Source organism: Polaromonas sp. (assembly GCF_030682935.1).
GTDB lineage: Bacteria > Pseudomonadota > Gammaproteobacteria > Burkholderiales > Burkholderiaceae_C > Polaromonas.
The window spans coordinates 37,661-56,438 of record NZ_JAUXNA010000103.1; the positions used below are offsets into that span (position 1 = coordinate 37,661).

At 58.5% G+C, this 18,778-nt stretch carries 18 protein-coding genes; 11 read left to right on the forward strand and 7 right to left on the reverse strand.

What is annotated here, in order from left to right:
- Positions 1-172 precede the first annotated feature (172 nt).
- The 4 genes from Q8K05_RS04545 to Q8K05_RS04560 all read left to right on the forward strand — a co-directional run bounded on the left by Q8K05_RS04545 (position 173) and on the right by Q8K05_RS04560 (position 4,413).
- A complete protein-coding gene (locus tag Q8K05_RS04545) occupies positions 173-1,858 on the forward strand; it encodes a cytochrome D1 domain-containing protein (RefSeq protein WP_305245333.1) in 1,686 nt (561 codons plus the stop codon).
- 98 nt (positions 1,859-1,956) lie between these two features.
- Positions 1,957-2,541 (forward strand): NapC/NirT family cytochrome c, encoded by a 585-nt coding sequence (locus tag Q8K05_RS04550; RefSeq protein ID WP_305245334.1) that lies wholly within the window; start codon positions 1,957-1,959, stop codon positions 2,539-2,541.
- A 65-nt stretch (positions 2,542-2,606) separates the two neighbouring features.
- Positions 2,607-3,434 carry an ethylbenzene dehydrogenase-related protein gene (locus Q8K05_RS04555; RefSeq protein WP_305245335.1) on the forward strand — a complete coding sequence of 276 codons (828 nt, stop codon included), beginning with the start codon at positions 2,607-2,609 and terminating at the stop codon, positions 3,432-3,434.
- Between the two features lie 196 nt (positions 3,435-3,630).
- Entirely contained in the window at positions 3,631-4,413 is a 783-nt protein-coding gene (locus Q8K05_RS04560) for a type IV pili methyl-accepting chemotaxis transducer N-terminal domain-containing protein (protein ID WP_305245336.1), read from the forward strand.
- A 125-nt stretch (positions 4,414-4,538) separates the two neighbouring features.
- Here Q8K05_RS04560 and cobA read toward each other — a convergent pair whose 3' ends face one another.
- Positions 4,539-5,345: a uroporphyrinogen-III C-methyltransferase gene (cobA, locus tag Q8K05_RS04565; RefSeq protein WP_305245337.1), complete on the reverse strand. Its 807-nt coding sequence runs from the start codon at positions 5,343-5,345 to the stop codon at positions 4,539-4,541.
- A gap of 387 nt (positions 5,346-5,732) precedes the next feature.
- Here cobA and Q8K05_RS04570 point away from each other — a divergent pair, with 387 nt between their 5' ends.
- Genes Q8K05_RS04570 through Q8K05_RS04600 form a run of 7 tightly spaced genes read left to right on the forward strand, consistent with a single transcriptional unit; the run spans position 5,733 to position 12,163 of the window.
- Complete coding sequence (locus tag Q8K05_RS04570; RefSeq protein ID WP_305245338.1) at positions 5,733-6,119, forward strand: cytochrome c; 387 nt, start codon at positions 5,733-5,735, stop codon at positions 6,117-6,119.
- Positions 6,120-6,132: 13 nt separating this feature from the next.
- Entirely contained in the window at positions 6,133-7,293 is a 1,161-nt protein-coding gene (locus tag Q8K05_RS04575; protein WP_305245361.1) for a cytochrome D1 domain-containing protein, read from the forward strand.
- A 7-nt stretch (positions 7,294-7,300) separates the two neighbouring features.
- Positions 7,301-8,356: an Lrp/AsnC family transcriptional regulator gene (locus Q8K05_RS04580; protein WP_305245339.1), complete on the forward strand. Its 1,056-nt coding sequence runs from the start codon at positions 7,301-7,303 to the stop codon at positions 8,354-8,356.
- On the forward strand, positions 8,343-8,786 hold the full coding sequence (locus Q8K05_RS04585; protein ID WP_305245340.1) for an Lrp/AsnC family transcriptional regulator: 444 nt from the start codon (positions 8,343-8,345) through the stop codon (positions 8,784-8,786). The genes Q8K05_RS04580 and Q8K05_RS04585 overlap by 14 nt, the downstream gene beginning before the upstream one ends.
- A gap of 8 nt (positions 8,787-8,794) precedes the next feature.
- Positions 8,795-9,322 (forward strand): Lrp/AsnC family transcriptional regulator, encoded by a 528-nt coding sequence (locus Q8K05_RS04590; RefSeq protein ID WP_305245341.1) that lies wholly within the window; start codon positions 8,795-8,797, stop codon positions 9,320-9,322.
- A 10-nt stretch (positions 9,323-9,332) separates the two neighbouring features.
- The gene (gene nirJ / locus Q8K05_RS04595) at positions 9,333-10,544 is read left to right on the forward strand and encodes a heme d1 biosynthesis radical SAM protein NirJ (RefSeq protein ID WP_370868771.1); all 1,212 of its coding nucleotides are present in this window, start codon (positions 9,333-9,335) and stop codon (positions 10,542-10,544) included.
- 35 nt (positions 10,545-10,579) lie between these two features.
- Positions 10,580-12,163 carry a cytochrome D1 domain-containing protein gene (locus tag Q8K05_RS04600; RefSeq protein ID WP_305245363.1) on the forward strand — a complete coding sequence of 528 codons (1,584 nt, stop codon included), beginning with the start codon at positions 10,580-10,582 and terminating at the stop codon, positions 12,161-12,163.
- A gap of 185 nt (positions 12,164-12,348) precedes the next feature.
- On the opposite strand, the gene Q8K05_RS04605 is transcribed toward Q8K05_RS04600, so the two are convergent.
- The 6 genes from Q8K05_RS04605 to Q8K05_RS04630 all read right to left on the reverse strand — a co-directional run bounded on the left by Q8K05_RS04605 (position 12,349) and on the right by Q8K05_RS04630 (position 18,743).
- Positions 12,349-13,047 (reverse strand): Crp/Fnr family transcriptional regulator, encoded by a 699-nt coding sequence (locus Q8K05_RS04605; protein WP_305245364.1) that lies wholly within the window; start codon positions 13,045-13,047, stop codon positions 12,349-12,351.
- Positions 13,048-13,207: 160 nt separating this feature from the next.
- Positions 13,208-15,040 (reverse strand): nitric oxide reductase activation protein NorD, encoded by a 1,833-nt coding sequence (locus Q8K05_RS04610; protein WP_305245342.1) that lies wholly within the window; start codon positions 15,038-15,040, stop codon positions 13,208-13,210.
- Positions 15,040-16,038, reverse strand: coding sequence for a 4Fe-4S binding protein (locus Q8K05_RS04615; RefSeq protein WP_305245343.1), 999 nt, complete (start codon positions 16,036-16,038; stop codon positions 15,040-15,042). Before Q8K05_RS04615 ends, Q8K05_RS04610 begins: the two co-directional genes overlap by 1 nt.
- On the reverse strand, positions 16,028-16,822 hold the full coding sequence (locus Q8K05_RS04620) for a CbbQ/NirQ/NorQ/GpvN family protein (RefSeq protein ID WP_305245344.1): 795 nt from the start codon (positions 16,820-16,822) through the stop codon (positions 16,028-16,030). The genes Q8K05_RS04615 and Q8K05_RS04620 overlap by 11 nt, the downstream gene beginning before the upstream one ends.
- Before the next feature lie 4 nt (positions 16,823-16,826).
- A complete protein-coding gene (locus Q8K05_RS04625) occupies positions 16,827-18,269 on the reverse strand; it encodes a cbb3-type cytochrome c oxidase subunit I (protein ID WP_305245345.1) in 1,443 nt (480 codons plus the stop codon).
- A 36-nt stretch (positions 18,270-18,305) separates the two neighbouring features.
- On the reverse strand, positions 18,306-18,743 hold the full coding sequence (locus tag Q8K05_RS04630; protein ID WP_370868772.1) for a cytochrome c: 438 nt from the start codon (positions 18,741-18,743) through the stop codon (positions 18,306-18,308).
- Between the last annotated feature and the right edge of the window lie 35 nt (positions 18,744-18,778).

Genomic DNA, 18,778 nt, shown 5'->3' on the forward strand with positions numbered 1-18,778 from the left:
CGTATTTCGCAGCGTTCCCTGTAATGTTGTCTATTTATTGATCCAACTTAAAGACGATGCCTCGGACCCCGGCAGACAATGAAACGCTCGAGCCGAATAATTGCAGCCTTCGACGAGCCCTGATCTCCACCGATGTGGTGGGTTGGCTGCGAGGTATACCGGAGTAAACAATATGAATGTCTCACGTCTTTCAAGCGTTGCAGCAATGGTGCTGGCAACCTTTGCGATTTCCGCGGCGGCGCAGAACAAGAATCCCGAAGCCCCGCCCATGACCACAGGGGAGAAGGAAATCGCCAAAAAGATTTACTTTGAGCGGTGCGCTGGCTGTCATGGTGTGTTGCGCAAAGGCGCCACCGGCAAGAATCTTGAGCCCCATTGGAGCAAGACGGACAAGGACGACAACAAGACCGAGGGCGGCATGCTCAGTCTGGGGCAATCCCGTATCGAGAAGATCATTGGCTATGGCACGGACGGCGGGATGGTCAACTTCGACGACATCCTGACCAGGGACGAGCTCTCCCTGATGGCGAAGTACATCCAGCACACGCCGGATGTGCCACCCGAGTACAGTTTCAAGGACACGATGGATTCGTGGAAGGTGATCGTGGCGGTCAAGGACAGGCCGACCCGGCAGATGAACAAATTCAACCTGAAGAACTTTTTCTCGGTCACCCTGCGTGATACCGGCGAAGTGGCGCTGATCGATGGCGACACCAAAGAAATTCGCAGCATCGTCAAGACCGGTTACGCGGTGCATATCTCGCGCATGTCGAAGTCCGGCCGCTATGTCTATGTGATCGGTCGCGATGGGCGCCTGTCGCTGATCGACCTGTGGATGGAGAAACCGGGTGTTGTTGCAGAAGTCAAGATCGGCTTTGACGCCCGTTCGGTGGATACCTCGAAGTTCAAGGGGTTTGAGGACACGTACGCCATCGCCGGTTCCTACTGGCCGCCTCAGTATGTGATCATGGACGGTGACACGCTGAAGCCGCGCAAGGTGGTCAGCACGCGTGGCATGACTGTTGACGGCGAGTACCATCCGGAGCCGCGGGTGGCCTCGATTGTGGCGTCCGAGATCAAGCCAGAATGGGTGGTGAACATCAAGGAGACTGGCCAGATTCTGCTGGTGGATTACTCTGACATCGAGAATTTGAAGACCACCACCATTGGTTCGGCAAAATTCCTGCATGATGGCGGGTTTGATGCTTCCAAGCGCTACTTCCTGGTCGCAGCCAATGCATCCAACAAGATCGCGGCGGTGGACCTCAAGACCGGCAAGCTGGCCGCTTTGGTTGATACGGCGAAGATTCCACATCCGGGTCGTGGCGCGAACTTCGTGCATCCGCAGTTTGGTCCGGTCTGGGCGACCGGTCATTTGGGGGCCGATGTTGTCACCTTGATCAGCACGCCGTCCGAAGAGGCGAAATACGCCAAATACAAAGCGTTCAACTGGAAGGTCGTGCAGGAAGTCAAGCACGTGCCAGGCAACCTGTTCGTCAAGACGCATCCAACGTCGAAGCATCTCTGGGCCGATTCGGCGCAAAATTCGGACAAGGAGCTGGCTGAATCCGTCTCTGTCTGGAACCTGTCGGACCTGTCCAAGCCCGTCAGGACGATCAACGTGTTCAAGGACTCCGGTCTGCCCGCAACAAAGGCGACGCGTCGTGCGGTTCATCCCGAGTACAGCGCGGACGGTACAGAAGTGTGGATTTCCTTGTGGGGCGGCAAGACTGACCAGTCCGCCATCGTGGTGTACGACGACAAGACCCTCGCGGTGAAAAAGGTGATCACCGATCCGAAGATGATCACGCCAACCGGCAAGTTCAACGTGTACAACACGCAGCATGACATTTATTGATCGGTCGTGTTGAACTGAAGCAAGGATAGAGAGGTGCAAGCCCCTCCTCTATCTTTTGCCTCTCTAATGAGTCTTGCAATAAAGTCGGGAGAGTTTTGATGACAGGAAAGATGGCTCGTTGGTTGGCAACCTTGAAAAAGCCGAGTGCAAAATATTCGCTGATTGCCTTGCTGGCGGTGGGGTTTTTCTCCGGCGTCATTTTCTGGGGTGGCTTTCACACCGTGGTGGAGGCGACCAACACAGAGGCGTTCTGCATCGGCTGCCACGAAATGCGGGACAACGTCTACGCGGAATACAAGAAGACCATCCACTACAGCAACCGCACCGGGGTGCGCGCCGTGTGCTCTGACTGCCACGTGCCCAGGGAATGGGGGCCGAAGATGCTGCGCAAGATCCAGGCGTCGCGCGAAGTCTATGGCAAGGTCACCGGCAGCATCGACACGCGCGAGAAGTTCGAGGCCAAGCGCCTGATTCTGGCCGAGCGCGAATGGAGGCGCATGAAAGCCAACGACTCGCTCGAGTGCCGCAACTGTCACAGTTTTGACGGGATGGATACCGAAAAGCAAAAACTGCGTGGCGCCAAGATGCACAAGATCGGTCGAGAGGAAAAGCAGACCTGCATTGATTGCCACAAGGGCATTGCGCATACGAAACCAACAGGCATGAAGGAAGACGAAGAGTAATCGGCTCTTGCCTGCTGCTCTCTCGAAATCGATCATCTTTAGAAAGTCAGAAAGGATTCTTCAAAATGAAAAAGACAACTGTTTCCACGCTTGTGCTGGGTACGCTGCTGACTGTGAGCTCCCAGTTCGCCTTTGCCGCCCCCGATTGGGGGAAAGTGCCCAAACGCGACATCAATGTGTTCCATGCCGGGGTAACGCCCATCGAGTGGGTCGGCAAGAAATCGGATCACAGTGGCACGGCTGGCATGAAGAAGGGCGAATCCTGCGTGGGCTGTCATGAGGAAAAAGACACTTTGAACTTCAATGTCAAGCGTCTGGCCGATAAGGAGCTGGAGCCCAAGGCTGCGCCAAAAACGATTCTTTACCCTGTTGCTATTCAGGCCGCCTACGATGCCAGCAATCTCTACATCCGTTTGACATTCAAGGCGCCTGCGGGTGGCGCTGACAAGGGCGACAAGGAAAATGAAGTCAAGGCTTCAGTCTTGTTCCCGGATTCCAAGGTGCCTCAGGCCGCGCAAGTCGGTTGCTGGGCAGCATGTCACCTGGATGTTAGAACCATGCCCGGTGCCGATGACAAGAAAACCAAGTACACCAAGGAAGGGAGCTACGAGTTGATGCAATGGAAAAGCGCCAAGGGCGCGAAGGCGGTCGACGGCACAGTGGCCAGTGAACGCAAGATGGACGGGGGCGCACTGGGCGTCAAGGCTGAAGGCGCCAAGGCTGGCGATACCTACACGGTCACGTTCACCCGCAAGAGCCCAGGCGAAGGCAAGACGGTTCCTTTCGGTATTGCAATCCACGGTGATCATGCCAGCGGACGATTCCATCATGTGTCTCTAGGCTATACCTTGGGCCTGGGCGCCAATGGTGATGTGAAGGCCGTCAAACAATAATACTTCCCGATTCTGGAGTTCCTGGCGTCATCACCGGACTCTCAGGTCGATCAGCGTATCAACTGGTGAACGGGTGGTGAGTGACTCAGGACTCGCCGTGGGGTGAGTTTGTGCCCGTGGCTGGCGAAACAACCCCATCGAGCCGCGTATTTTGAGTGCAGTTGCGGCGCTGGACTGACCGAGAAAGAGACTATCCGTGAAACTGAAACGCAGAATTTTTGTTGCCTGGGCGGCATCATCCGTCCTGCTATCGCAGGCGCAGGTAGGCGACCTGAGCGACGCCATCAACAAGGCCGGACGCCAGCGCATGCTGTCGCAACGCATGGCCAAATCCTATCTATGCCTGGGGCAGCAGGTGCAGGTGGCAGCCGCCGCCAAGGCGCTGGACCAGTCCATGGCCCTGTTTGACCGGCAACTGGTGGAACTCAAGGCTTTTGCCCCCGCAGGCGCCGTGCGCGACACCTACCTCCAGCTTGAATCGGAGTGGTCGGCCTACAAAGCCCTGCTCGTCGGCGCCGCACCCTCCGTGCCCAATGCGCGCAAGCTGCTGGCGCAGGACAGCAAAGTGCTGGAGCTGGCGAACAAGGGCACGGGGCAACTGGAGCAACTCTCGGGCAAACCCGCGGGCAAGCTGGTGAATGTGGCCGGGCGTCAACGCATGCTGTCCCAGCGCATGGGCAAGTACTACCTGGCCACGGCTTGGAGCATCGACCCCGTCGCCTCAGGGGCGGAACTGGGCAAGGCACGCGCCGAGTTCGTGAGCGCACTGGAAACACTGCGCAACGCGCCGGAGGCGAGCACAGAAATCAAGCAGGAATTGACCCTGGCCGATGCGCAGTGGCTGTTTTTTGACAATGCACTGAAAGCGCGACCCAGCGCGGGCGGCTCAGGCGCGAGCGACGTTTTTGTCACCAGCGAAAATCTGCTGCAGGTCATGGACAAGGTGACGGGCTTGTATGCCCGCGCCAACCGGTCATAGGTCGCGCGTTTGCGGCCCGCGTTGCCGTGACGCGTCGATCATGTGGCGACGGTGGATCGCTCCCTGTCCCGCAACGGTCGAGAACCAACCCCACAGGGAATCGTTTGCTCGAGGCTAATCTGGTGTCAGGCCTGGATTGATTTTCCAAACCATTGCAGTCGCTGGCTTAACGCCACCACCTGGCCGACGATGATCAGGGAAGGGGATTTCAGGCCCACGGCCTGCACCAGGTCAGGCAGCGTCAGTAAGGTTCCGGTGATCACTCGTTGCTGATGGGTCGTCCCTTTTTCAATAGTGGCAGCAGGCGTGTTGGCGGGCATGCCGTGCCTGATTAGCTGCTGGGCAATCTCGCTTAATGCGCCTAAGCCCATATAAATCACGAGCGTCTGGCTCGGCCTTGCGAGAGATTGCCAATCGAGGTCAAGTGAACCGTCCTTGAGGTGGCCGGTCGTAAACAGGCACGACTGCGCGTAGTCCCGGTGTGTGAGCGGGATGCCTGAGTAGCAGGAAACACCATTGGCTGCGGTGATCCCGGGGACCACTTCAAACGCAATGCCCTGATCAGCCAGTGTTTCCAGCTCTTCTCCTCCGCGTCCGAAAATGAAAGGGTCCCCTCCTTTTAGTCGAACTACTTTTTTCCCTGTCTTTGCCAGAGCGACCAGCAACTGATTGATCTCGGTTTGCGGCAGGGTGTGGCGACTTGTTTCCTTGCCAACATAGATCTTCTCGGCACCGCTGTGAATCAGGTTGATCACTTCATCGCTGACCAGGTTGTCGTAGACAACCACGTTGGCTTGTTTCAATAACCTGGCGGCTTTAAGCGTCAACAAGTCAGGGTCGCCAGGGCCGGCACCGACCAGGTACACGATGCCTGTTTTCGATTTGTCGCGGTCTGCATTTGATTGCCGTTCTGGCGCCAATAAATTATTCAAGGATTTTCCTTTTCCAATTTTATAAAACGCTTCACTGTTGAAACACTGTCCGCCCCCGTTGCGGGGCGACATCCCGAATTTTGTTGGCAGGTTCGAGCTGACAGTCCGTTAAATTATGCGGCTTATTTGATTGGCCGTGGGTTGGATGAGCGCTGCTCGCACCTTTTTCTTGAACTGCATCAAGCCGCCCGCTGAAACTTCAGCTTTGGATGGGAAATCACCCAAAGCACCATAAAAAAACCGCATAATTTCTCTCACCATCCACTTTTACTTTGCAGCAGACTTGGGGGTCTCGCCGTCAACAGGTTCCCGGATTTCAATGCGTGGCTCCGCCACTCCAAACGATGCAAGTTCTGTCCGGATGAAAAAATAGCAAAGGATCTACAGGTGCCGACAAAACAACATGCTGTCAAACAAGGCATCCCACGTGTGATCGCCGGCATCGCAACGCTTGGTTTCACCTTCTCCATGGCGGTTTTTTCCACAGGGTATGCGGCTGAATCCAGTGCATCCATTGCCGCTACCCGACGCGTTGAGCTTGTCAAGCTGGTGCGACAGGATTGCGGCTCCTGCCATGGGTTGGCGCTCAAAGGCGGCCTGGGTCCTGCCTTGTTGCCCGAAGCTTTAAAGGACAAACCCCCGGAGTACCTCAAGTTCGTCATTCTGCATGGATTGCCCCATACGGCCATGCCGCCCTGGCAGCGCTTCCTCAGTGAAGCAGACGCTGAATGGATCGTTTTCAATTTGCAGAAAGGTTTTCCCGGTGGCTATTAGAAAATTTCAGGCCATGCTGTGGACCACGGCGTTGTTCATGCTGGCCGCTTGTGCCAGCCCGGTGATTCGCGGTACCGGGGACTTGGGTGTCATCGTCGAACGGGCCACCGGCAGCGTACAGATCGTTGACACCAGCAAGCTGGTGGCCATCGCAGCCGTGCAGGGCCTGGGTGACCTGTCCCACGCGTCGCTCGTGTATTCGCGCGATGGCCGCTATGCCTATGTGTTCGGGCGCGACGGCGGTTTGAGCAAGGTTGACTTGTTGCGTGGCGCCATCGAACGCCGGGTGATGCAGGCGGGCAACAGCATCGGAGGCGCCATTTCGCAAGATGGCAAACTGGTCGCGGCCCAGAACTATGCGCCCGGCGGCGTGAAGGTGTTTTCAGCCGACACCCTGGAGCTGGTTGCCGACGTGCCGGCGACCTACGGCGCGGCCGGCTTGCGCTCTAAAGTGGTCGGCCTGGCCGATGCGCCGGGCAACCGTTTCGTCTGGAGTCTTTTTGATGCGGATGAAATCTGGGTCGGCGATTTTTCCGACCCCCACAAGCCCCATGTCAAAAAGTTCAAGGACATTGGCCGGGCCCCCTACGATGGCTTGATCACACCGAACGGACGCTTCTACCTGGCGGGCCTGTTCGGGGAGGATGGCATGGCCCTGGTCGATCTGTGGCACCCGGAGCGGGGCGCGCGCCGCGTGCTGAGCGGTTACGGCAAGGGCCAGGAAAAGTTGCCTGTCTTCAAGATGCCGCATCTGCGCGGCTGGGCGGTCGCCGGAAAATATGCCTACCTGCCGGCCATTGGTCGCCATGAGGTCCTGGTGCTGGACATGGAGACCTGGCTTGAAGCTGGTCGCATCAAGGTGTCGGGCCAGCCGGTCTTTGTCATGGCCCGACCCGATGGCCGGCAGGTGTGGGTCAATTTCGCATTTCCCGACAACGGCAATGTCGACGTGATCGATGTCGAAAAACGCACGCTCATGAAACAACTGGCACCGGGTAAGGCCGTCTTGCACATGGAGTTCACGCCGCGCGGCGAATCCGTCTGGATTTCGGCGCGCGACGACAACCGTGTGGTGGTGTACGACACGGAGAATTTTGCGCAACGCGGCGTGCTCCCGGCGGAGTCCCCGAGCGGTATTTTCTTCACGAGCCGCGCGGCGCGCATCGGATTCTGAGGCGGACATGGGACAGATGCACGAGCTGGGTCTGACGAAAGAGCGTATTTTGGGTGAACTGGAATTCAAGTTGTTGAATGATTTCCAGCGGGATTTTCCGCTGGTGGCGCGCCCTTTTGCTGAACTGGCAAGCCGTCTGGACGTCGACGAGGCGAGGGTCATTGACGTTTTGCAATCGATGCGCAAGCGTGGCATGGTCAGCCGGATCGGCGCCGTGTTCCGGCCGAATGTCGTCGGGGTCAGCGCCCTGGCGGCGCTGGCCGTGCCTGCCGGGCGGCTGGAAGAAGTGGCCGCCCAGGTCAGCGCGCTGACCGAGATCAACCACAACTATCAGCGCGAGCACCGTTTTAATCTCTGGTTCGTTGCGACCACATCATCGGCAGAACATTTGCACGCTATTTTCCGGAAAATTGAAATCGCTTGCGGATGCGGACCCGTGCTGGTGCTGCCTTTGCTGGAGCAGTTCCATATAGATTTGGGTTTTTCCTTGGCGCCTGCTGCGCCGCACCATGTTCAAAGTGACGCACAGGCTCCGGCCGATGTCGCGGCGATCGAATTGAGCGAGGCGGAACGGGCATTCGTGGCTGTTTTGCAAAAAGGCCTGCCGCTGATTTCACAGCCGTTTGCCGTCTTGGGCTGGGCCGAGGCGGATGCGATGGCCCTGCTCTCGCGCTGGACCGGGACCGGTGTCATCAAGCGCTTTGGCGTGGTGGTGCGTCATCATGAACTGGGCTACACCGCCAATGCGATGGTGGTGTGGGATGTGCCGGATGCAGTGGTCAGCCGGTTGGGCAGAAGCATTGCGGATTCCGGCCAGGTTAGCCTGTGCTATCGCCGACCGCGGAAGTTGCCCCACTGGCCATACAACCTTTTTTGCATGATCCATGGCAAGGATCGCCAAGAGGTCGAACAACGCATCGCCACCCTGGCACAGGCCTGCGGGCTGGGTTCTTATCCGTTTCAGGTCCTGTTCAGTTGCCGCCGTTTCAAGCAATGCGGTGCGCGCTATGTCTCCCATGTGAACAACGACATCTCACCGGAGTTGGCCAGTGGATCAGATTGACCGCGACATCATCAACGGTTTGCAGGAGGGGCTTGCGGTGTGTGAGCGCCCTTATCTTGAAGCGGCGCAGCGTCTTGGGCTGCAAGAGGATGAGTTGATGGCGCGGCTCGCCCGACTGTTGGCGCAGGGTGTTCTCACCCGTGTCGGCCCTTTGTATCAGATCGAGCGCATGGGTGGCGCCTTTACCCTGGCTGCCTTGCATGCGCCAGTCGAAGCGTACGAACTGGTGGCGCAACGCGTCAATGCCTTGCCACAGGTGGCGCACAATTATGCGCGCGACCATGAACTCAATATGTGGTTCGTCATCGCCACCGAAACGCCGGATGAAATCGAGGAGGTCATCGCCCGGATAGAGCAGGACACTGGTTGCAGCGTACTCAACTTCCCCAAGTCGCGGGAATACTTCGTCGAATTGAAACTCAAAGCGTAAGCAAGCACATGACAGACATCACCGGGGTGGGGTTCCAGTTGCCAGCTATCGACGCCACTGATCGCGCCATCATCGTGGCGACGCAAGGCGGTCTGCCGCTGGTGGCGCGGCCCTACCACGCCATCGCGCAAAGCCTGCAGCTCGAGCCCAGGCAAGTGATGACGCGGATTCTCCGCATGCAGGAGACCGGCGTGATCCGCCGTCTGGGGGTGGTGCCGAATCACTACGCCATCGGCTACCGCGCCAACGGCATGTCGGTGTGGGATGTGCCCGATGACCGGGTGGATCAACTGGGGGCGTCGGTCGGCGGCTTCGAATTCGTCAGTCACTGTTATCGCCGTCCACGCCGCCTGCCGCAGTGGCCGTACAACCTGTTCGCCATGGTGCACGGCAAGAGCCGCGACGAAGTCGAGCAGAAAGTTTCACAAATCGCCGCACTGCTGGGCGAGCATGTGCGGAGCCACACAATTTTGTACAGCACCCGCATATTGAAAAAAACGGGCCTGCGCCTGGCGGGCCAAAAAAAAACCGAATAGAGGACCCACCGTGTTTCGAATCACCCACTACATGCGAGAAATCGCACACCCCACGCCGCCCGGCCCCAGACGCAACCCGCCCGGTCCGGTGGTGATCTGGAACCTGATTCGCCGCTGCAACCTGACCTGCAGGCATTGTTATTCGATTTCGGCGGACAAGGATTTCGCCGGCGAACTGAGTTGCGCGGAAGTTTATGGCGTGATGGACGATTTGCGTGGCTTCGGCGTGCCGGTGCTTATTTTGTCGGGGGGCGAGCCCCTGCTGCGCAAGGATATTTATGACATTTCACGGCGCGCAAAAGAGATGGGTTTTTATGTCGGCCTGTCGACCAACGGGACGCTGGTGGATGCATCGACCATCGAGCGCATCGCGGCCATCGGTTTCGACTACGTCGGCATCAGCCTCGACGGTATCCGCGAAACACATGACAAGTTCCGCCGCAAGGAAGGCGCTTTCGATGCGTCGCTGCGGGGCGTCAGGCTGTGCCGTGATGCGGGGATCAAGATCGGCGTGCGCTTCACGCTGACGCAGGACAACGCACACGACCTGCCTGCCTTGCTCAGGCTGGTCGATGATGAAGGCATCGACAAGTTCTATTTGTCGCATCTCAACTACGCAGGGCGCGGCAACACCAACCGCGGCCGTGATGCGTTCCTGGAAACAACCCGCAAGGCGATGGATTTGCTGTTCGACACCTGCTGGAAAAATATTGAAAATGGCGCTGAAAAGGAATTCGTCACCGGAAACAACGATGCCGATGGCGTGTACCTGCTGCACTGGGTGCGGCGCCGTTTCCCGCAGCAGGAGGCGGCGCTGCGCGCCAGGCTGGCGCAGTGGGGCGGCAACTCGTCCGGCGTCAATGTCGCCAATATCGATAACCTGGGCAATGTCCACCCGGACACCTTCTGGTGGCACCACAACCTGGGCAATGTGCGCGAGCGGGCCTTTTCCGACATCTGGCGCGATACCTCGGACCCCCTGATGGCGGGGCTCAAGGCGGTTCCGCGCACGATCAAGGGCCGCTGCGCAGAGTGCCGCTATTTCGATGTTTGCGGCGGCAACACGCGAGTGCGCGCCCTGCAGTTGACCGGCGACGCCTGGCAGGAAGACCCGGCCTGCTATTTGTCGGATACGGAAATCGGGCTGGCCGGCGAACGGGAACGGGAACGGGTCCCGATGAAACCATTTATTGGCGTACGCAGGGCGAGGGTCACCCCATGAGCACAGCCCTGTTCCACAAACTGTTGCCCGGGCTGATGGGGCTGCTGGCAGGCGCTTTTCTGCCTGCGGCATGGGCGGCCTCGGAAAAACCCGTGCCCGTGAATGCGGCAGGCCCTGCGGCCACCCATGCCGTGGTCGATACAGGCAAGGTTTATCAGTCGCACTGCGCGTCCTGCCATGGCGCCGACCGACTGGGCGGCACCGGGCCTGCCTTGCTGCCCGGAAACCTTGCGCGCCTGCGCCGTCCGGATGCCATCCAAACCATCGCGCAAGGCCGGCAGGCCACCCAGATGCCCGCCTTTGGCTCCAGCCTGACGCCGCAGGAGATCGCATCGCTGACGGACCTGATCTATGAACCGCTGGCCAAGACACCGGCATGGGGCATGGATGAAATCCGCGCGTCCCGGGTTGAACATGTCAAGGCCGGCAGCCTGCCGGACAAACCCGTATTTTCGGCTGACCCGCTCAATCTGTTCGTGGTGGTGGAGCTTGGCGACCACCATGCGACCATCCTCGATGGCGACAAGTTCGAGCCGATTACCCGTTTCCCCACTCGCTATGCCCTGCATGGCGGGCCCAAGTTCTCGCCTGATGGGCGTTATGTTTATTTCGCTTCGCGCGACGGCTGGGTTGCCAAATATGACATCTGGAATCTGACACTGGTGGCCGAAATTCGTGCCGGCATCAATACGCGCAATCTGGCGGTGTCCAGTGACGGGCGCTTCGCCCTGGTCGCCAACTACTTTCCCCATACGCTGGTAGCGCTCGACACCCGTGACCTGTCGCCCATCCGGGTGATCGACGTCAAGGACGATAGCGGCAAGTCGTCACGCGTGTCGGCCATCTATGACGCCGCCCCGCGCAAAAGCTTCATAGCGGCCCTGAAAGATATTGCGGAAGTATGGGAGCTTAGCTACGCCGAAAAGGCGCCCCCGGCTGACGCAGACCCGGCGCCAGACAACCGGCTGACGCCGGGGCTTGGCGTCAAAGGGCCTTTTGTGCCACGTCGCATCCAGCTCGATGACTATCTGGATGACTTCTTCTTCGACCCCGCCTATGACCACGTGTTTGGCTCCTCGCGCGGCGGTCAGGGTCAGGTGGTGAACCTCAATAGCGGGCGCAAAACAGCCGATGTTGGCCTGCCGGGTTTGCCGCACTTGGGCTCCGGCATATCCTGGTCCTATCAGGGTCAGCCCGTGATGGCGACGCCCAACCTGAAAGATGGCGTGGTGTCGGTGATCGACATGAAATCATGGCAGACCATCAAGCAGATACCCACCCTGGGGCCTGGCTTCTTCATGCGCAGCCACGAGAACACGCCGTATGCCTGGGTCGATGTCTTTAACGATCCAAAAAATAGCGATGTGATCCAGATCATCGACAAAAAAACGTTGGAAATCGTCAAGCAACTCAAGCCCAGCCCAGGCAAGATTGCAGCGCATACAGAATTCACGCGGGATGGCAAATATGCGGTGGTCAGCATCTGGGAAATTGATGGAGAGCTGGTTATTTACGACGCAGTGACGCTGGAGGTTGTCAAGCGGATCAAGATGAAGAAACCTTCCGGAAAATACAATGTGTTCAATAAAATCAGTCGCTCAGAGGGCACCAGCCATTGATTGGCTGGTGATGCCTGTTTGCAGTTCTGCGATACACCCGTCAGGCATTGAAATCGGGCTTGGCGCGGGTCACAAAGAAGGAGTCTCCCTGATACAGCGCGTACAGCCGTGCAAAGTTCCAACAGCCTCGATCCAAATTATTTATTCGGCACGATTTGGGTTGCGGTTCTTGTCGGGGCAATTAGTCAATGCGAACCGTAGCTGGCGAGGCGTTGTACATCAAGAATACGGACCTCGCGCTTGTCTATTTCGATCAGACCTTCGGCTTCAAGTTCGTGCAAAACGCGAGAGAAATATTCGGGGGTTAGCGACAGGCGTGAGGCAATGGTGGCTTTGCTCACGGGCAAGGCAACGGTGACGGCGCCAATCCTGTCGGCATTTTCGTCCTCAACCTCCCGCAGCAGGTAGCCGATCAGCCGTTGCATGCCACTGTGCAAGGCATAGCCCTCTACGTCTCGAATCAAGCCGTGTAGCCGACGCGAGATGCCAGCAAGCATGTGCATTGAAAAGCGCGGATCGCGTTCTATTTCACTGAATACGGACTGCTTGCTGACACGCAAAAGCAAGGTGTCAACCAGTGCTTGAGCGTTCAAAATACAAGGCATACTGAGAAACATCATGGCTTCTGCAAAGCTGTGACCAGGGCTCACGATTTCAATCACCTTCTCATGACCGGAAGGTGAGGCAACGTACAGTTTGATTTGCCCCACCACGACGACATAAAAAGCGTCGCATTCCTCTCCCACCCGAAACACCATATCACCCCGGACAAATCGTTTCAGTTGGCAGCTTTGAGCTAAGCGTTCTCGTTCAAGTTGCGATAAGTTGCTGAACAGTGGCAGCACTGACAGGTAACGCAGCATATCGAACTGTTCGGTATCCATTTTGATTTTTTCTACCGGTGGTGAGTTGGTGTGGCTGTTTAATTGTAGTGGACGTGCCAAGGCCTCCAGTTGAAAAAATGGACAAAAGATCAGACCGGCATGGTGGGGCCAATGCACCGTCGAATTCAAGCTGGAGGCGGTGCGGCTCCGAAGTGCGTTTCTATTGACGGGCCAGTGTCGCCCAGGCCTGCGTTAACCGGTTGACCAGGTCTTCTGGCCGGTGAACCAGTGCATAGCCCCGTTGGCCAAAAAGCAGCGGAAGGTAGTCATGACCGGATTCATCGATGGTGACGCAAAAGGGTGACAGGCCCGCGGCATGCGCTTCATGAATGGCATGACGGGTATCCTCGATGCCGTAGCGCCCCTCATAAATGTCCAGGTCGTTGGGCTTTCCGTCGGTCAGCAGCATCAACAGGCGGCGGCGCTCCGGCCGCCCCGATAACTGGCGTGTGGCGTGACGTATTGCGGCACCCATGCGGGTGTAGTAGCCGGGCCGAACGGCGCCCACGCGTGCCCGGGTGGTTTCATTCCATGCTTCGTCAAAACTCTTGAGGCGCTGCAGTCTGACATGGTGGCGGCGCACCGAGCTGAACCCCCACATGGCAAACGGGTCCCCCACGGCGCACAAGGCCTCGCCGAAAACAAACAGCGCATCGCGAATGACATCAATGACACGGACTTGCGACGTCGCATGGGCGTCGGTCGACAGCGACAAATCAGCCAGCAGCAAGGTGGCGAGGCTGCGCTCACTGCGGGCGTGCCGTGTGTAGACCGGCGGCGCATCGCTGCGCAGGCCGCAGTGCCCCAGCTGGTCGGCGCTGAAGCGTACCCAGGCATCCAGGTCAATGGCGTCCCCGCTGTCCTGTCCGTGTTGCGGGCGGGGTGCGTCGCGCAGCGTCTCCAGGCGACGGCGCACGCGCCGAGCTGTCAATCGAAGAGTTGGCGATGGCACAAAAGAGGCGCCCGGACGCGCCTCCATGACTTGTACAACACAATGATCAGGCTGCATGACGCCACGCCGGTAGTCCCATTCGGGAAGGTGCAGTCCAGGCCCCAAAGGCAAGTCGTCGGCACTCGTGCTCGGCAGATCCAGATCAAACTTGACGCGCGATGCCAGTGTTTGACCGTCGGGTGCCAACGACAGCTTGTCCATGTCGTTGGCTGCCGCGACGGCGTTGCCGTCATCTTCGTCGTCGGTGCTGCGGTTGACGCGCACCATCTCGCTCCAGGACATCAGGGCCTCGCCCCGAAAAGGCAGCACCATGGCGTTACGTCCCTGACTTTCCTGCGCGCGCTCCGTGCGTCGACGTTGTTTGTCCTCGGCAGAGTTGGCGCGCGCGGCATCCACCGGATCCTGCGTGCCCGCGCTTCGTGCCGCCCCGCATGCCAGGGCACCTCCAGCGCCTACCCACAGCCATACCGGCGCCACGTCCGATGGCTCAACCTGACAGGCACTCAAGCCATCGCCCCGCAAGGCGGCCTGAATGGCGGCTTCAGCCAGAGCGGCGGTTCCTCGCAGATGGCTTGGGTTGGCACGCTGTGAAAGATGTGCGCTCTGCAATTGCCTGTACCTTGGCGCAAAGCCGGGGAAGTGGCACAGCCCCCGCAGACTGGCGCGGCAGTTATCGGCGACCCAGTTGCCGGTGTGTTCGAAGCAGGCCGATTGAATGGCAAGCCAGAGGTACAAATCCCGGTTCAGCGTTCGATCATCAAATACCGACAGCGACGCGGGCAGTGCGAGCACATCGGGCTCAAGCCGTGCCGTGTCGGCCCGGCCACCACTGCCGGCAACTCTTTGCAGCCAGCTCCGCGGACCACCCATGCGCTGCTCGGAGGCTGGCGCCAGCCGCAACGCGGCCGAACCGCCTGCCGCCCGAAATAGAACGCCAATCGACTTTTGGACATCATTGAGATGAACAATGGCCTCAGGGTTACCACGTTGCGCCAGACGCGTCACCGCGTGATGCCACCAGCGTCCTACCATTTCTTCCATCAAGAACTCTCTGAATGCTCTCTGCGACGCTGGCGCAGGGTTTCGCGCAGCGCCTCAACACCCACTTGCCATTGCAGGGTTGGTTCGCGCGCCTGGGCTTGCTGTGAAGTGTCGCAAGCGCTCAGACACTGACCGCACTGCACGCAAGAGAACATCAGGCGTTTGATGTTGCGGGGATTGAGCCGCATCGGACAAGCGTTGTCACAAGCAGAGCCTCTTGGCGGGTCGCAAGTCTTGCAATCCCGTGCGCGATCCCGTGCAAACGCAACCACCATGCCGCGCGGGTTGGCCATCCAGGCCAAACTTTGAAACAAGCCCACGGCGCAGCCAAAGCGACAAAACAAATGCCTGGCGAAGGCAAATTCCGCAGTCAATACCAGGCTGCCTATCACAATGAAGCGCGTCTGGTTGGGGGTCAATGTGCCCTGTATCAGGCCACCCCAGATCACTGTTGGCGGCAGCAGATACGTCAAGAGTGTGATGGCCCACAGGAAGCCCATCAACGCGCAACTCAGGGCAAAAAGCGGCCACCAGCGGGCCTTGGGCTTCACGTTGACGCGTGGTGTCGTGCCGCGGTCCCACAGGCTGAGTTTGCCGGAGGCACGATGTAAAAAGTTATTGAGCAACTCAACCGCTGAAAAATGGGGGCATAGCCAGCCACAGTAGAGGCGGCCATAGCGGTAAGCAATGCCCAGAAATACGGTGACGAACACGATCGCCGGCAAAAATGCGCGCAGCAAAATGCTGATGCCCGCTTGCGTGGCATTGATTTCGCCGCTGGCAAGGGCACCGATTCCCAGCGACCAGCGCATTCCCATAAACCATAATTGTGTATCGTACAGGTCAAAGCGCAGCAAATTCAGCGCCGGCGCCAGAACGAACAGAAGGAAGAACACGGCCTGCGCTGCACGGCGTGATTTTTGAAGTTGCCCAGGCCTGGTTCTAGCCCGGGCCGAGGTTTCCAGCGTCGCGGCCAGGGGCGAAAGATCAGGGGGCATCGCCAACCAGGGCGCGCACGACCTCACCCAGGGCTTCGGCGGTCGCGGTGTCGTCCGTCAGGGCGTCAATAATGGCGGCTCTACAGGCCCCCTGCAGTGACAAACCAGAAGCCACCAGACGGCCTGCCGAAACGAGCAGCCGGGTGCTGGCGGTTTCCTCCAGGTCGTACTCTGTCAGGCATCGCAAAGACTTTGCCAGTTGAACCAGTTGGGTTGCGCATGGCGTCGAAACGCCGGTTTCAGCCTGGACAATGGCGATCTCGACCTCAGGAACCGGATAGCTCATGCTTAACGCCAAAAAGCGTTGCCGGGTGCTGGGTTTAAGGCCCTTGAGCAAATTCTGGTAGCCCGGGTTGTAGGAAATCACCAACATGAATTCAGGCGGTGCCGCGAGTTGTTCACCGGTTCGTTCGATCGGCAGTATGCGCCGGTCATCGGCCAGCGGATGCAGCACAACGGTGGTGTCTTTGCGCGCCTCCACCACTTCATCGAGGTAGCAAATGGCGCCACTGCGCACTGCGCGGGCCAGCGGGCCGTCAGACCACACGGTGTTGCCGTTGCCAATCAAAAAACGGCCGACCAGGTCTGCGGCGCTGAGATCGTCATGGCACGACACTGTGACAAGAGGCCGCCCCAACCGGGCGGCCATGTGTTCGACGAACCGGGTTTTGCCACAACCGGTGGGGCCTTTGATGAGAAGCGGCAACTGCTTTTTCCACGCATGCTCAAAGAGGTCGCACTCGTTGCCCTGCTCTGCGTAGAACGGTAGGGTTGCCGCCTGCATCACCTTAGACCGCCTGAGTCCGTCGCGGCATCATGCCTGGCGAGGCAACGCCGACCTCGCCTTCATCCGCCCCCGGTTTGGCGAAGAAACTGAATAGGTAGGTCATCAGTCCGAGCAGGAAACCCACGCCGCCGGCCATGCGCAGCCAGTAGAAGAAGTTGAGCTGCTCTTGCGTTGCCATAAATGACATGGCGCCTTCGGTGGGCATGCGCTGCAGCCAAACTTGCAGAATGCCTGCGCCGGTAAGAGCCAGCGCCATGACACCCATGCCCACGGTCATCATCCAGAAGCTCCACATTTCGAAGCTTTGCGCGCGGCGGCTGTTGGCCTCGCGCCCCCGGAGGGTTGGCATCGCATAACTGATCATGGCCAGAACCACCATGACATAGGCGCCATAAAACGCAAGGTGACCATGCGCGGCTGTGATTTGGCTGCCGTGTGTGTAGTAGTTGATGGGGCTCAATGTGTGCATGAAACCCCACACACCGGCGCCCAGGAATCCGACCACGGAGCAGCCGACAGCCCACAGCAGGGCAGCCTGGTTGGGATGTTCCCGGCGGCGGCGCTGAACCATGTTGAAAGCAAACACGGTCATCATGAAGAACGGGATAGGTTCCAGTGCCGAGAAGATGCTGCCAACCCACAGCCAGTAGCCTGGCATGCCGATGAAGAAGAAATGGTGACCCGTGCCCAGAATGCCTGTGATCAGAGCCATGGCAATGATGACATACAGCCATTTGTCAATGACTTCACGGTCGACCCCTGTGGTTTTGATGAGCACGAATGCAAGCAATGCGCCCAGAATCAACTCCCAGGTTCCCTCAACCCACAAATGCACGACAAACCACCAGTACATTTTGTCGCGGACTAGGTTGTCCGGGTTGACGAAGCTGAACAGGAACATCAGCGCCAGGCCCCACAAGCCCATCAGCAGTACCAGCGAAATACTGGTCTTGCGACCTTTGAGCACCGTCATGCTGATGTTGAACAGAAAGCCCAGCATAACCACCACAATGCCTACCTTGGTTGGCAAAGGTTGCTCGAGAAACTCCCGTCCCATGGTGGCCAGCAATTCGTTGCCGGTCCACTTTGCCAGCGTGGCATAGGGAACCGCGAGGTAGCCCACGATGGTCAGAGCCCCTGCGGCCAGAAAGACCCAGAACAGCACCATCGCCAGCTTTGTGCTGTACAACTCTGTTTCGGATTCCTCCGGCACTAGGTAGTAGGCGGCCCCCTGGAAGCCAAACAGCAGCCAGACGATGAGCAGGTTGGTATGCACCATCCGGGCCTGGTTGAACGGGATATAGGGAAAGAGGAAGTCGCCGATCACGTATTGCAGGCCTAGCCCGATACCAAATACGATCTGGGCCGTGAAAAGAATCAAGGCGGCTATGAAGTAATACTTCGCAACCCCTTGAGATTTGTACTTGAGTGTTGTCGCTTGCATTTGAGTTTCCTTGTTCGTTCAGACGTGCCTCAACGTTCAGCCTTCAATATTGGGAGGCCATTTTTCGGTGTTCACGTTGTTCGTCCAACGCAAGAACTCCACCATGTCATCAAGTTGCGCATCCGTGAAATTGAACTGCGGCATTTGTCGGCGTCCCGGGGTCTGGGTGGGTTGAGCCTTGATCCATGCCTTGATGAACTCGCCGCCACGGCGTTTGTACACGTTGCCCAGTTCGGGCGCAAAATATGCGCCTTCACCCAACAGGGTGTGGCAGCCGATGCAGTTGCGCGTTTCCCAAAGTCCCTTGCCGCGCACCACCGCCGGTGTAATGGCCTCCGCATTGGATCTGAATGGGATTTTTCGCTCGCTGTCAAATATGAGTGCGGCAAACACGAATATGAAGAATACGGACCCTCCGTAAAACATGTTGCGGGCCATTTGCTTGGTGAACCCGCTGGCTTTGACCTGATTCATTTTCTGAACTCCTGAAATGTGTATCTCGTTGAAGA

Coding starts and splice junctions, on each gene's coding strand:
- Q8K05_RS04605 (WP_305245364.1), bottom strand. CDS start 13,047: ATGGATACCGAACAGTTCGATATGCTGCGTTACCTGTCAGTGCTGCCA.
- Q8K05_RS04630 (WP_370868772.1), bottom strand. CDS start 18,743: ATGAATCAGGTCAAAGCCAGCGGGTTCACCAAGCAAATGGCCCGCAAC.
- Q8K05_RS04615 (WP_305245343.1), bottom strand. CDS start 16,038: ATGCCCCCTGATCTTTCGCCCCTGGCCGCGACGCTGGAAACCTCGGCC.
- Q8K05_RS04550 (WP_305245334.1), top strand. CDS start 1,957: ATGACAGGAAAGATGGCTCGTTGGTTGGCAACCTTGAAAAAGCCGAGT.
- Q8K05_RS04575 (WP_305245361.1), top strand. CDS start 6,133: ATGCTGTGGACCACGGCGTTGTTCATGCTGGCCGCTTGTGCCAGCCCG.
- Q8K05_RS04610 (WP_305245342.1), bottom strand. CDS start 15,040: ATGGAAGAAATGGTAGGACGCTGGTGGCATCACGCGGTGACGCGTCTG.
- Q8K05_RS04600 (WP_305245363.1), top strand. CDS start 10,580: ATGGGGCTGCTGGCAGGCGCTTTTCTGCCTGCGGCATGGGCGGCCTCG.
- Q8K05_RS04545 (WP_305245333.1), top strand. CDS start 173: ATGAATGTCTCACGTCTTTCAAGCGTTGCAGCAATGGTGCTGGCAACC.
- Q8K05_RS04625 (WP_305245345.1), bottom strand. CDS start 18,269: ATGCAAGCGACAACACTCAAGTACAAATCTCAAGGGGTTGCGAAGTAT.
- Q8K05_RS04620 (WP_305245344.1), bottom strand. CDS start 16,822: ATGCAGGCGGCAACCCTACCGTTCTACGCAGAGCAGGGCAACGAGTGC.
- Q8K05_RS04590 (WP_305245341.1), top strand. CDS start 8,795: ATGACAGACATCACCGGGGTGGGGTTCCAGTTGCCAGCTATCGACGCC.
- Q8K05_RS04555 (WP_305245335.1), top strand. CDS start 2,607: ATGAAAAAGACAACTGTTTCCACGCTTGTGCTGGGTACGCTGCTGACT.
- Q8K05_RS04580 (WP_305245339.1), top strand. CDS start 7,301: ATGGGACAGATGCACGAGCTGGGTCTGACGAAAGAGCGTATTTTGGGT.